Genomic DNA, 12939 nt, shown 5'->3' with positions numbered 1-12939 from the left:
TATTATTTGCCTATCATATAGTTTTCAAATTCGTCGTTGAGTCTATACTTTAACTGATAATTCCTAATATAATTCTTTTCTTGATTATTGAAGTTAAAGTAGTTAGATAAAATATCATCAATTTTGTCGATGGTATGTTTGATTTTTTTATGTTGATATTCATAGTCAGTTTGAACTGACCCAATGTATTTCTTCGTTTTTTCTAGAGATAAGTTAATCTCGTTGCACAATTCCACTGCTTGGCTTAATTGAGCGGAGCTAAACTCTTTAAAATCCACTTTGAAGTTGCTCAAATCTTTGTTTGTTATATGCCATGCGTCAGAAATACTCTCCCAAAAAAAGAAATAAAGGTTTGAATTCACAATAAGTGTGAACAAAGCTGCTTCTTCCGCATTGGCGAAATTAAATTCTTTATATTCACGAGATTTTTGAGGAACATTGAATGCTTTGCCCCAGAAGGCCATTCGCATATTCAAATACACCTTATGAGAACTTTCAGTTACGCAGTTGTCAATCAAGCAAATTCTAGAGCGATTAATAATTTTATCTATTATTTCATGTTCTAAGGTGTTTCCGATCTTATAAATAAAATCGTTACTTTCAATAGTATTTTTAATGAAATAAATTTGATTAAAAAGATCTACACTTTCTTTTTTTAGCCAATGCTTATAGTTACTTGTATAAATATCTGTTGAAACTGAAGACGTTTTCTTTTGTAAAAATATAATATTCAGTTTCTGGTGCACTCCATTGAATAAACATGAAGGCCTATCTGCGAAACTAGCACAGAAATGTATCTTACTATTTTTTATTAGTAAGTCCCTTATAGGAAACATTCTTTTTGTTGAAATATATGAGATTGGAATTATCATGCCCATATACCCACCTTCTTTAAGTAATCTCAACGATTTTTCGAGTACAAACGCATATAAGTTGTTGCATTTTTTAACCTGATAGTTTGCTAAAGAGTATTGATGTTTTACTTTCCTGTATTCTAAATAAGGGGGATTTCCAATTATGCAATCGAATTTATGATTATCGAAAATTGATGAAGTCAATGTATTGTCACAGTAGAAATTGTTTGCGAGACCTGAACAGTCAACATTTAGTTTTAGTCCCTCAATACAAAGTCTGATAGTTAGAATTTCAATAGCTTCTTTATCGAGGTCAATTCCAAAGATATTATTATTCATTATAAACTGGAAAGGCTGCTTACTCTGAATTCTCAAAAGGTTGTGAACTTTTTTGATTACTTTATATGCGGAGAAAACAAAGGCGCCAGACCCACATGTTGGATCTAGTACTTTAATGGACTTAACAATCTCCCTTATCAAATCCAAATTATTTGAATTAGTTACTAAATCCTGGAGTAATATAAATAATGAGTTGTTTTTTGCAATGTAAGTTTCTAGGCTGTGGCTCTCAGGCGCAGAAATATACGTTTCAATTGCTTTATCTTTTGATGCCCATGAAACAATAATGTTAGAGAGAATAGAGGTTTCTGTAATATATTGAGTGGTATTTATATCTGTGTAATATGCACCGGTTTCTTTTTTATTTATATGTTTTTCAAATACCTGTCCTAAAACATTATTAATCACAAAGTTGTCCGGTTCACAAAATCTCTCTAAACCCATTTTTGCTATAAGTGGAGCAATGCCTTCCATCATGCTCATTGAGTAGTATTGTGCCAATTCAAAAGTCGAACTTGCAATAGTTAAAAGAGGGATTGAAATTAGCTCTTTACATTGTCTTTTTTCTGGCTTTTTTAGCAACTCTCTTAAAAGTAACTCAACGTTACCTTCTTCAAACATTTTCGTTGTTATAAAATTACGAGAAATAGGGTAGGTTTTCGAAACTACTTCTAACAATATCAATATAGTAGTTAATTGGTTGGACTGATAGATGAGAACATTCTCGCTATTTTCTTGGCTAAGGTGGGCTAGAATATGGCGTTGAATTTTATTAAAGTAATTGTAAACCTTGTTTATCTCTTTAGTAGAAACTTCAGAGTTATCGGTATCATGTATGCTTTTCGAACTATTATTCACTTTTTCGCTCTATGTATTGCTTAAGTTTTCAGAAATAATTAATGTCAATCTCGGTATGTGCTCAAAGCTAAGGACTTACTCGACTTTCTCCAACAACTCCCCAACTTCACAATCAAACAAATCACACAATTTATCGACTGCATCTAAGTCGATTCTTTGTGCTGTTTCTTTATAAAGTAACGTTACCGTATTGCGATTAAGACCAGTTTCGCGTGCTACGTCCATTATTTTCATTTTTCTTTCGCCCATAAGGCGAGCCAAGTGACACCTAATCATGCCGATTAACCCCGTGAATAGCATAATGTTATCCAGAATAACAAAAAGTTACTGACAATTGCATTTTGGGATGCATAATGTCATTTAGGATGACAAATTGAATTTGTGAATGAATATTTGTTGCCTAACTTAACATTTGTTTTAGGAGATAGCTATGCAATTGAGTTCAAATTTTGTTACGACATTAGAACTTTCAAAGTTGATCAAATACGACACTCGCACCATTCGTGAACGTCTAAAGGATTCTGTTTTGCTTGAGGAATTCATTATTTTCGACCATTTGGTGGCCGTAAAATTTTGTATAACTGGGAAGTGATTCAACGCGACATGTGTAAATTTTCACAGCAAGCAATGGCCATTCCTATGACAAATGGAAGTTCAGTTATGGGAGGTCAACATAATGGCTAGTATCAATGTCCGAAAGGAAACTAGAAAGTTGTATATCGACTTTCGATATCGAAATATTCGCTGCCGTGAGCAAACCGAGCTTAACGATACGGCGCAGAACCGAAAACGTCTACGTGCATTGTTAGACAAGATAGAAGCGGAAATCTTACTGGGTACGTTTAATTATAAAGAGACATTTCCTAATGGCTCAGCGATTAAAAAGCTCGATGCGGTAGCGCAAAAAGTGCAGGGAAACTCAGCGATACCGACGGTCACTCAGTTTGCAAAAACTTGGTTTCAAGAGAGCAAGGTGCAGTGGCGTAAGAGCTACCTTACAACAGTCACCAATATCATCGAAAATCGCGTGATCCCATATTTTGGAGATATTCCGGTAAATGAAGTGACTAAATCCCAAGTTCTTCAATTTAGAGGGCATCTTTGTAACCTAAAAAAGAGAGATGGAGCAGCATTTTCACCTGGGCATGTTAATCGCCACTTGAAGATCTTTCGAGCCATTATTAATGAAGCTGCTGAACGGTTTGATTTTATATCACCTTACAAAAGCATTAAGCCTTTAAAGGTCCCGAAGACGGATATCAAGCCTTTTACGCCGGAAGAAATTAAGGTGATTCTTGATAACTGTCGCCCAGACTTTAAAGAGTATTTCTTAATTCGGTTTTTTACCGGTATGCGAACCAGTGAGATTGATGGCTTGCGTTGGAAGTATGTCGACTTTGAGAAGCGCCTGATCATGATCCGCGAAACTATTTCGGCAGGTGAGGCCGCTTATACCAAAAACGACTTTAGTCAGCGCGAGATCTACATGAGTGATCAAGTCTACAACGCCTTTAAAGTTATGAAGTCACGTACCGGCAGTGGTGATTATGTTTTTGTCACTAAAGCGGGCCAACCTCTTGAGTACAACTCTGTCACAAAGCATGTCTGGTATCCCTTACTTCGTTTAGTTGGAGTAGAAAAACGAAACCCTTACCAAATGCGTCATACCGCCGCGACATTATGGCTCGCCTCTGGTGAGTCACCAGAATGGATAGCACGTCAAATGGGCCATGCAAATACCGAAATGCTGTTTCGTGTTTACTCGCGATATGTCCCTAATTTAACTCGGAATGACGGCAGTGCGATGAACACTTTAGTAGAAAAACTTTTTGTAGATGACAAAAAAGGTGACCAAGATGAAGATCAATAATTCTATACAGCCATGTTTAAACGATGCGACGAATTTCATGCGTTTTAAAGGTATTTACTTTTTAGTAGGGTTTGTTGCCCGAGTCGATAAGCACGGCCAGCCATATTGGGAATTGACTTTGACTGATCACAAAGCCAGCGTCATTGCCTACTGCTTTGATGAGCAAAACTTCTTTTCTAAATTGCAGCCACAGCAATTAGTTCAGCTGGAGGTGGCCAAAACATCAATCGGTGCTAAACAGTTTTTCCGTGTGGTTTTAGCAGAGTCTGCAGCTAAAGACAGCTTAATTGCTAACTATGGGCATTTAAAGTGGGTGGCAATGTAATTCGTAAGTTTCATTTAAAGTGGGTGGCAATGTAATTCGGTAATAATTTAAAGTGGGTGGCAATGTAATTCGCAGATATAGGTTTTGTCGATGGGTGGGGAACTTGTATTGATCAACTCGCTAAACTGTCGACTGAACTGTTGTATTTTACGCATAACAAACGCGTGAATTAAGACGCTCACAAGTTCGCGCCTATTACGCGGGCGTTCTGTGTATTAGTGACCATGCCAAATCGGCTTAAATTTTTAGTGTGGGCATATATTTCCCAGTAAAGGAGTTCTCAGGTGTCAAAGCAGATTTTTATTGCTCACAGTGGGGGAGCGCAAGGCAGTCCAGGTCAAGGGAGTCATGACTTTGTCGAGTGGCTAAGTAAGTCACTTGGGAGTGGCTATGAAATACAGTGTCCAATAATTGAAGATCCAGAAGCGCCTGAATTTTCTATGTGGAAATCAATGTTTAACCATAAACTTGCCAACCTAACAGGAGAAGTTATTTTAATAGGCCACTCGTTAGGGGGAAGCATGTTGTTAAAATATCTTTCCGAAGAGGAAACCGAAACCAACTTACGTATAAAAGGCCTTTTGTTAATATCAGTACCATATTGGGGAAGAGACGGTTGGAATGTGAATGATTTTACTTTGAAAGGGAATTTTCAAGACCATCTTCCTGAACTTCGCAAAGTCCATCTCTATCATTGCCTTAATGATCCTATTGTTCCTTGCGACCACATGAAGCACTATCAGACACATTTCACAGACGCAATTGCTCATCAACTTAGCGGTAACGATCATGCATTTAAAAACGGATTGCAAAAGGTTGTTGAAACCATAAAGAGCTTAGAATGATCTGCCACATAACAATAAATTGCAGCCGACCGCCTTCGGCGCCGGCTGAATTGAACGTTCAAACTCACTTTTGTCCAAAGATAAGTTAGCTGGACACCCACTTCTATTCAGAAACGAGTTACATTTATTCTCAGCCGTTTTTAAAGTAAAAACTTTGCGTCTATACATCACTAATCCAATCAGTGTAATACAAGCTAATGCTGTTACTGCAGGGAAAAAGACAGTGGTAACAGAATAATGCTCTAATGCCAAAATTGACATTAAGTTGCGCGGTGCCAATATAATAAAGAAGCTCAAGTTTTCTGATAAAGGTTGGTGATAAGACTTAAAATTAAGTATATGGATATGTATTAGATAACTTTTGCACTAGCAGAAGCCATTTAACCTCGTAACGTGATAAACCAATAATCTTCATTTCAATCGGTTTAATTCAGATCTGACCCCGCAATATCGACTTTTAACGCACCCCTATTTGCCATATATCAAATCGTCTAGTTACAGCTAGTTCTTGCGATTGACTTCTTGCACCTCAGTTACTAAATTTGTCCGGACAAATAAAAAGAATTTATGTTCCTAGGGGAAAAGCATGACGACTATCATTGTATTGTTTAATTTAAAAGACACGGCTCAAGTTTCAGAATATGAAAGCTGGGCAAAAACAACTGATATTCCAACGGCCAGTGGTTTGCCATCGGTAGATAAGTTTGCCGTATTAAAAGCGGAAGGGCTTTTAATGTCAGAAGATAATTCGCCATATCAATATATCGAAATATTAGAAATTAACGACATGGAACAGTTTGGTAAAGATGCGTCCTCTGCTGTTATGCAAAAAGTAGCTGGCGAATTTCAGTCGTTTGCCGACAACCCTTTATTCATCATGACTTCAAAAATAGAGGCATAAACTATGTCTCAAACATCTCATATTCAATATCCAGAATTACAAGGCAAGGTTGCTGTGATCACAGGCGCAGGTCGTCATGCTGGTTTAGGCGAGGCCATGGCTAAACGTTTAGCTGCAGAAGGTTGTAAAGTCATCATCACAGATATCGGCAAAGCTGCCGGTGCGCATATGCCAGAGTCTGCCATAGGCACTACCGATGAAATGCAAAAGATTGTCGATGACATTAAAGCTTCTGGTGGCGAAGCCTCTTCATTTATCTGTAACGTATTAAATCCTGATGAAGTAAAAGCGGCAGCACAATTTGCTGTCGACACATACGGAAGTTTAGATATATGGGTTAATAACGCAGGCATTGGTTACTTAATGAAACCTATCCTAGAAATGGACGTAGATGAGTGGGATGCCGTTCTCAACGTAAATTTACGAGGCACTTTCTTAGGTATTAAGTTTGCGGCAGAGAAAATGGTTGAGTTAGGCAATGGAGGCAAGATCATCAATATTGGTTCTCAAGCTTCAAAATCTGCCTTTGCCCATGCATCAGCTTATACCACATCAAAACATGGCATGAATGGCTTAACCCGAGTATCCGCACAAGAGTTAGGTCAATACAAAATCAATGTAAATGAAATTTGCCCAAACCACGTAACCACAGGGTTGGGGGCATGGCAAAACTCACACTTCTCAGAAGTAACAGGTAAAGGCCACGACAAATATATGCAAGACATGCGAGATCGTATTCCGCTAGGTCGTCCTGGACTGCAAGAAGACACAGCCAAAGCTTGTGCGTTTTTATGTTCAGACCAAGCCAGTTATATCACAGGTGAATGTATGAATGTTTCAGGTGGTGAAGAGTACCACTAGCTGCATTTTTGCCAATTGTTGTCCGTAAATAATCGTTAATTAAGTATTAGTAAACCGAGTTTTGCTCGGTAAAAGAGAGAATGAAATGCCAAATAATTATCAATGGCCTGAAGGTGCAAGACTGGCAATGTCAGTGGTTGTGAATGTTGAAGAAGGTTCTGAATACACTGTTAAAGATGGTGATAAAGGCATGGAGCCCGTTGATGAACTCATGGTGCACCTTAAAAAACCAATGCGTAATTACGGTAACGAATCTAACTATCAGTACGGTATTAATGAAGGTGGCCCGCGCATCATCAAGTTATTGGATGAATACGATATACGTGCAACGTGGACAGCTGCTGCCGTCAGTTTAGAGCGAGCGCCTTATTTGGCTGAGGCAATTGCCCGTCGTGATGATGAAACCTGTTCGCATGGGTATCGCTGGATCCATCAATTCCGTATGGATGAAACCGAAGAGCGTCAATTTATAAAAAATGCCGTGACGAGTATTGAAAAAACGACGGGTAAACGCCCATTAGGTTGGTTGTCACGTTATTTATTAACTGAAAATACCCGCCGTTTATTACAAGAAGAAGGTTTCTTGTACCACATGGATGATTACAGTTCAGATGCGCCTTTTTGGGATACCGTAAATGGGTCAGATGAACCTATGGTGATAGTGCCTTACGCATTAGATTCTAACGACATGAAAATGTGGGTTGCTCCGTCGTACACACCAGAAGCTTGGTTGAAGTATGCCAAAGATACCTTTGATGTTTTATACGAAGAAGGTGCAGAGCAGCCGCGCATGATGAGCATAGGTTTACACTTACGAATTATTGGTCGACCTGGCCGTATTTGGGCACTAAAAGAATTTTTTGAATACATTAAGAGCAAGCCGGGTGTGTGGTTTGCCACTCGTCAGGATATAGCGGAACACTTTCAAGCTAACGTGGCCAAAACGGACGACTCAACAAAGGCAGTAAAATAATGTCTGACATTATTCGTTCATTATTGTTTGTGCCGGGCTCAAAACCAGACCGTTTTGCTAAGGCGCAAAACGCAGGTGCAGATTTAACCTGTATTGACTTGGAAGATGCGGTACTACCAACAGATAAAGACTCCGCTCGCCAAGCGGTAATCGAATATATACAAGCGGGCAACCGCGATGTGTGTGTTCGTATTAACCCTTTGGTGACTGAGCTTGGTTTAACAGATTTGCAAGCATTAGCCGCAGTAAACCCGGCTTACATTATGTTAGCCAAATGTGAAAGTGCCGACGAAATTGCCAAGGCCAGTCAAATTCTTGCAGATAACAATTCTCAATTAATTGCATTAGTTGAAACCCCAACGGGTTTAGATAATGCCTATTCAATTGCCTGTGCATCAAAAAAAGTAGCAGCGTTAATGTTTGGTGGAGCCGACATGTCTGCCGAATTACGTTGTGACTTTAGCTACGAACCGCTGTTGTTTGTTCGTAGTCAGCTGGTGTTAGCGGCAGCTAAGGCCAAAGTTGACCTTATCGACGTGCCTTACGTCAATATTAAAGATGAGGCGGGTTTAATCAACGAAACGCAAAAAGTGAAGGCGTTGGGTTATACCGCAAAAGCGGCGATACACCCATGTCAGATAGCGGCTATCCATCAAGCATTTTCACCTACAGCAGAGCAAATCGAATATGCCAATGCCGTGATGTCTGCGGTTGACGGTAAAGAAGATGCCGGTGTGGTTGTGGTCAATGGACGCATGGTCGACAGGCCAATCATATTGGCTTCAAAACGAATTTTACAATTAGCAGCCGCGGCTAATTAAACCCATTTAAAACTGATTTAGAGACTAAGTCAGTAAACAAAATATTAGGTAAAGAGGTAATTATTATGGTTCAAAAATCAAAGAAAGTAGGTGAAAACCGTTATCGCGAAACGTTTGGTCGTTATTTTGAAGAGTTTCACGTTGGCGATATTTACGAACACCGTCCGGGCAAAACCATTACTGAATACGATAATCACCTGTTCACATTAATGACAATGAATACCCATCCAATGCATTTTGATGAAGAGTTTGCTAAGAAAAGTGAATTTGGTAAATGCATAGTTTGTTCACCATTAACGGTCGCCTTAATGGTTGGCATGAGCGTGACGGATTGTAGCCAAAAAGCCATTGCGAACTTAGGTTGGGATGATATCCGTATGACTCACCCTATGTTTGTTGGTGACACCTTATACGCAGAATCAGAAGTATTAGAAAAACGTGAATCTAAGTCACGCCCTACACAAGGTATAGTGACTATTAGAACTCGTGGTATTAACCAAGACGGCGTTCAGGTATGTCAGTTTGTTCGTAAAATGTTAATCGCAAAAGTGGGTCATGCGGTTGAAGATTTGGAGGACTAATCATGTCTGAAGCTTATTCAAAAGAAGATGAAATAGCCATTATCGATATGATCGATAAATGGGTTGAAAACGAAGTTCGTCCCATTGCACAAGAATATGATCAAGCGGACAAATACCCGCATGACTTAGTTGAGCAAATGAAAGACTTAGGTCTGTTTGGTGCAACTATCGGTCAAGACTTTGGGGGCATGGGTTTACCTGCCTCAATTTACGCCAAAATAGTAATTAAAGTGGCTTCTGCTTGGATGGCTCCGGGGGGAATTTTTAACTCGCACCTTATACAAGCATCTTTAGTTGAACGTTGTGGAACTGACGCACAAAAAGAACGTATTTTGCCTCGTATGGTAACAGGTGAATTACGTGGCGGCATTGCATTAACAGAACCCAATGCAGGTAGTGATCTACAAGCAATCCGCACTGTCGCAGTGCGTGACGGCGATGATTACATTATCAATGGCGCTAAAACTTGGATCACTAACTCATTAAACGGTAACTCTTTAGCGGTATTAGTGAAAACCGATACTGAAATACAGCCACGCCATAAAGGCACCAGCATGTTTTTTGTTGAGACCAAAGATGCCGAAGGAAACTTCCTTCCGGGTATCGAAGTGATCAAAATGAAAAAACTGGGTTATCGCGCTATTGATACCTGTGAAGTGGTATTCACTAACTTCCGTGTACCAGCTGAAAACTTAGTGGGTGGTGAGGAAGGCAAAGGATTCCTCCAAGCCATTGGCGGTCTAGAATTAGGTCGTATAAATGTTGCTGCTCGTGGTGCTGGTATCGCTCGTGGTGCGATGGAATTAGCGGTGCAATATGCACAAGAACGTGAAGCCTTTGGTACGCCTATTTGTAACCATCAAGCAATCCAATTAAAACTGGGTGAAATGGCCACTAAAGTTGAAGCATCAAGATTGTTAATAGAACAAGCAGCTGAGAAATACGACGCCGGTGAGCGTTGTGACATGGAAGCGGGCATGGCGAAATACTTTGCCTCTGAAGCCGGTGTATTTTGTGCCAATGAAGCTATGCGTATTTTTGGTGGTTATAGCTACTCAGTCGAATATGACATTGAGCGTTATTACCGTGACGCTATGCTGATGTGTATTGGTGAAGGTACCAATGAGATGCAGCGTATTATCATTGCTAAGCAACTTGTAGAAAAACATAAAATCTAATGGCACATCCTAATGGGCCTAACGTTAAGTTAGGCCATTAGTGTCACAATGAATTCAAGGTTCAAACGAACCCAAGGACAACGAAATGAGTACACATTTACCGTTAGAAGGTATTCGCATTATTGCTGTAGAGCAATATGGTGCAGGTCCTTACGGATCTATGTTTTTATCGGACATGGGTGCCGAAGTTATTAAAGTGGAAAACCCTAAAATTGGCGGTGATGTATCTCGTCAAACTGGGCCTTTCTTTTTGGGCGAAAATGACAGTTACTTTTTTCAAACCTTTAACCTAAATAAAAAGAGTATTACGCTAAATTTAAAATCAGAAGAAGGGCGTAAGGTTTTTGAACAGTTAGTCAAAACTGCCGATGCCGTGACCAATAATTTACGTGGTGATCAGCCGGAAAAACTAGGCATTACCTACGACGCGTTAAAACATATCAACCCTAAGATAGTTTGTGGTCATTTATCTGCATACGGTCGAGATAATGACAGAGCAAATTGGCCGGGTTATGACTATTTAATGCAAGCAGAAGCTGGATTAATGTCTTTAACGGGTGAGCCAGGCCAAGCACCTGCACGTTTTGGCGTGTCTATGGTTGATTTTATGACGGGTGCTGTTGCCTCATTAGGGTTAACCGCTGGTTTGTTAGGCGCTTACCGAACAGGTCAAGGTCGTGATGTGGATGTTTCTTTATTCGACGTTGCTTTGCATCAGTTATCTTACCCTGCAACTTGGTACTTAAATGAAAACCACGTAACAGAACGAGTTGCTCGCTCTGCACATCCAGCAACTGTGCCTTGTCAGCTATATAAAACAAGAGACAGTTATATCTTTTTAATGGCCATGACAGATAAGTTTTGGGACATCTTAATGGACTTGTTAAATGACGATGTATTAAAACAAGAACGCTTTAAAACCGTGGCTCAGCGTCGAGATAATCGAGATGTGTTAACGGTAGAAATAGACAGGGTGATGGCCGCTAACAATACCGCAGATTGGTTAGAAATTCTTAAAGGTAAAATCCCTTGTGCACCGGTCTATGACTTACCGCAAGCTTTGGAAAATCCATATATTCGTGACATTGGTATGGTGCGTAAAGTGCCACATCCATCAAGTCCAGACATGGAGATATTGGGTAACCCAATCAAAGTGGATGGTAAACGCCTTGAAGGTAAAGCGTGTGGAAAAATGGGTAATACCACCAACGAACTAATGGCAGAGCTAGGTTATAGCGAAAGCCAAATAGCGGCTTTAAAAGAGCAAGGTGCAATTTAGTCATTCTTTAAATAGGCCGTAACATGGCCTTTTTAACGCTAATTAAATAAGTATTTAGAGATCTATGTTATGAAACTCGAAGGCATAAAAGTTTTGGATTTATCCCTGTTTTTACCGGGACCTCACTTTACTATGATGATGGCCGATCACGGTGCAGAAGTTATTAGTCTTGAGCCTCCGGGAGGCGAGCCGGTTCGTCAGGTTGGCTTAACACAAAACGGTGAGTCGGTTTGGTTTCGTAATGTATTTCGTGGCAAAAAATCGATTAACCTAAACCTCAAATCAGAAGAGGGCAAACAAGCCTTCCTGAAATTATGTGAGTCAGTAGACGTGATTGTTGAAGCGTTCCGTCCTGGTGTTGTAGACCGTTTAGGGATTGGTTACGAGCAAGTTAAAGCAATAAACCCCGGTATTATCTATTGTTCAATTTCTGCCTATGGTCAAACTGGACCAAAACGCTTAGCGCCGGCTCATGATTTAAGCATTCAAGCAGATTCAGGTGCCGTATTCATTAACGAAGGTTTAGATGGTCAGCCAGCACAACCAGCAATGCCAGTTGCGGATATGGCTGGCAGTTTGATGGCTTTTTCTGGGGTATTAATGGCGATTATTCGCAAACAACAAACTGGTCTTGGAGATTATATGGATATCTCAATGCAAGACTCGTTAGTTGCTTGGTATGCCAATGTTATGGGACCTCCATTTGCCGAGTCGCGTTCGCCTGTACCAAAACAGGAGCGCAGTTGGGGCGGCTCAGCTATGTATAACATTTATAAAACTGCGGATAATAAATACTTAACTTTAGGTGGTTCAGAGCTGAAGTTTACCCATAATTTATTAACGGCGCTGTGTGACAATGAAACACAACGTGATGATTTATATGCCTTATGTAAGTTGCCACCGGGCATTGGACAAGACCCGGTAAAAGCATATTTTATAGAAACATTCAGCACTAAAACGTTAACAGAATGGGAAGTGTTTTTAGCGGATGTTGATGTATGTTGGGCGCCGGTTAGAGACTTAAACAGCGCTATGCGGGAGCAGCACCTGTTTGAAAGAGAAATGTTAATAACAGACAAAAACGGAAATAACCATTTAGGTGTGCCAATAAAATATCAACAAGAACCAGCACAACCTAATTTTGATTTACCGAGTTTTAGCCAAGATACAGAACAGGTTTTAACTGACTTAGGTTATAGCCCAGACGCTATTAAAAAGATGAAACAGAACAAAGCTTTTATCTAAACGTCATCA

At 39.8% G+C, this 12939-nt stretch carries 13 protein-coding genes and 1 pseudogene; 12 read left to right on the top strand and 2 right to left on the bottom strand.

Annotated elements, in window-relative coordinates; translation table 11 throughout:
* Nucleotides 1-2: 2 nt before the first annotated feature.
* Both KO505_RS16865 and KO505_RS16860 read right to left on the bottom strand, forming a co-directional pair.
* Nucleotides 3-2051 carry an Eco57I restriction-modification methylase domain-containing protein gene (locus KO505_RS16865; protein ID WP_216056631.1) on the bottom strand — a complete coding sequence of 683 codons (2049 nt, stop codon included), beginning with the start codon at nt 2049-2051 and terminating at the stop codon, nt 3-5.
* Nucleotides 2052-2126: 75 nt separating this feature from the next.
* Complete coding sequence (locus KO505_RS16860; protein ID WP_216056691.1) at nt 2127-2327, bottom strand: helix-turn-helix transcriptional regulator; 201 nt, start codon at nt 2325-2327, stop codon at nt 2127-2129.
* Between the two features lie 154 nt (nt 2328-2481).
* On the opposite strand from KO505_RS16860, the pseudogene KO505_RS17460 reads away from it, so the two are divergent.
* The 12 genes and pseudogenes from KO505_RS17460 (at nt 2482) to KO505_RS16805 (ending at nt 12930) form a co-directional block, all read left to right on the top strand.
* Nucleotides 2482-2735, top strand: a pseudogene (locus tag KO505_RS17460) (hypothetical protein).
* The gene (locus tag KO505_RS16855; protein WP_216056630.1) at nt 2728-3921 is read left to right on the top strand and encodes a site-specific integrase; all 1194 of its coding nucleotides are present in this window, start codon (nt 2728-2730) and stop codon (nt 3919-3921) included. Before KO505_RS17460 ends, KO505_RS16855 begins: the two are co-directional and overlap by 8 nt.
* Nucleotides 3908-4246, top strand: a complete 339-nt coding sequence (locus tag KO505_RS16850) for an OB-fold nucleic acid binding domain-containing protein (protein WP_216056629.1) — start codon at nt 3908-3910, stop codon at nt 4244-4246. The genes KO505_RS16855 and KO505_RS16850 overlap by 14 nt, the downstream gene beginning before the upstream one ends.
* A gap of 284 nt (nt 4247-4530) precedes the next feature.
* Nucleotides 4531-5091: an alpha/beta hydrolase gene (locus KO505_RS16845; protein WP_216056628.1), complete on the top strand. Its 561-nt coding sequence runs from the start codon at nt 4531-4533 to the stop codon at nt 5089-5091.
* 586 nt (nt 5092-5677) lie between these two features.
* Nucleotides 5678-5992: an REDY-like protein HapK gene (locus KO505_RS16840; RefSeq protein ID WP_216056627.1), complete on the top strand. Its 315-nt coding sequence runs from the start codon at nt 5678-5680 to the stop codon at nt 5990-5992.
* A gap of 3 nt (nt 5993-5995) precedes the next feature.
* A complete protein-coding gene (locus KO505_RS16835) occupies nt 5996-6853 on the top strand; it encodes an SDR family NAD(P)-dependent oxidoreductase (protein ID WP_216056626.1) in 858 nt (285 codons plus the stop codon).
* 85 nt (nt 6854-6938) lie between these two features.
* Nucleotides 6939-7826, top strand: a complete 888-nt coding sequence (locus KO505_RS16830; protein WP_216056625.1) for a polysaccharide deacetylase family protein — start codon at nt 6939-6941, stop codon at nt 7824-7826.
* The gene (locus KO505_RS16825; RefSeq protein WP_216056624.1) at nt 7826-8647 is read left to right on the top strand and encodes a CoA ester lyase; all 822 of its coding nucleotides are present in this window, start codon (nt 7826-7828) and stop codon (nt 8645-8647) included. Before KO505_RS16830 ends, KO505_RS16825 begins: the two co-directional genes overlap by 1 nt.
* A 65-nt stretch (nt 8648-8712) precedes the next feature.
* Nucleotides 8713-9228: a MaoC family dehydratase gene (locus KO505_RS16820; RefSeq protein WP_216056623.1), complete on the top strand. Its 516-nt coding sequence runs from the start codon at nt 8713-8715 to the stop codon at nt 9226-9228.
* A gap of 2 nt (nt 9229-9230) precedes the next feature.
* On the top strand, nt 9231-10406 hold the full coding sequence (locus tag KO505_RS16815; protein WP_216056622.1) for an acyl-CoA dehydrogenase family protein: 1176 nt from the start codon (nt 9231-9233) through the stop codon (nt 10404-10406).
* Between the two features lie 85 nt (nt 10407-10491).
* Complete coding sequence (locus KO505_RS16810; protein WP_216056621.1) at nt 10492-11685, top strand: CaiB/BaiF CoA-transferase family protein; 1194 nt, start codon at nt 10492-10494, stop codon at nt 11683-11685.
* A gap of 69 nt (nt 11686-11754) precedes the next feature.
* Complete coding sequence (locus tag KO505_RS16805; RefSeq protein ID WP_216056620.1) at nt 11755-12930, top strand: CaiB/BaiF CoA-transferase family protein; 1176 nt, start codon at nt 11755-11757, stop codon at nt 12928-12930.
* Nucleotides 12931-12939 lie beyond the last annotated feature (9 nt).

Source organism: Psychrosphaera sp. F3M07 (assembly GCF_018860345.1).
In the GTDB taxonomy this organism is placed as follows: Bacteria; Pseudomonadota; Gammaproteobacteria; order Enterobacterales; family Alteromonadaceae; genus Psychrosphaera; species Psychrosphaera aquimarina.
This window is presented reverse-complemented; position numbering and strand designations above follow the sequence as displayed.

What these genes read in the sequence shown, in the direction of transcription:
- KO505_RS16860 (WP_216056691.1), bottom strand. Translation starts at nt 2,327, where the DNA reads ATGATTAGGTGTCACTTGGCTCGCCTTATGGGCGAAAGAAAAATGAAA.
- KO505_RS16855 (WP_216056630.1), top strand. Translation starts at nt 2,728, where the DNA reads ATGGCTAGTATCAATGTCCGAAAGGAAACTAGAAAGTTGTATATCGAC.
- KO505_RS16850 (WP_216056629.1), top strand. Translation starts at nt 3,908, where the DNA reads ATGAAGATCAATAATTCTATACAGCCATGTTTAAACGATGCGACGAAT.
- KO505_RS16840 (WP_216056627.1), top strand. Translation starts at nt 5,678, where the DNA reads ATGACGACTATCATTGTATTGTTTAATTTAAAAGACACGGCTCAAGTT.
- KO505_RS16835 (WP_216056626.1), top strand. Translation starts at nt 5,996, where the DNA reads ATGTCTCAAACATCTCATATTCAATATCCAGAATTACAAGGCAAGGTT.
- KO505_RS16830 (WP_216056625.1), top strand. Translation starts at nt 6,939, where the DNA reads ATGCCAAATAATTATCAATGGCCTGAAGGTGCAAGACTGGCAATGTCA.
- KO505_RS16825 (WP_216056624.1), top strand. Translation starts at nt 7,826, where the DNA reads ATGTCTGACATTATTCGTTCATTATTGTTTGTGCCGGGCTCAAAACCA.
- KO505_RS16820 (WP_216056623.1), top strand. Translation starts at nt 8,713, where the DNA reads ATGGTTCAAAAATCAAAGAAAGTAGGTGAAAACCGTTATCGCGAAACG.
- KO505_RS16815 (WP_216056622.1), top strand. Translation starts at nt 9,231, where the DNA reads ATGTCTGAAGCTTATTCAAAAGAAGATGAAATAGCCATTATCGATATG.
- KO505_RS16810 (WP_216056621.1), top strand. Translation starts at nt 10,492, where the DNA reads ATGAGTACACATTTACCGTTAGAAGGTATTCGCATTATTGCTGTAGAG.
- KO505_RS16805 (WP_216056620.1), top strand. Translation starts at nt 11,755, where the DNA reads ATGAAACTCGAAGGCATAAAAGTTTTGGATTTATCCCTGTTTTTACCG.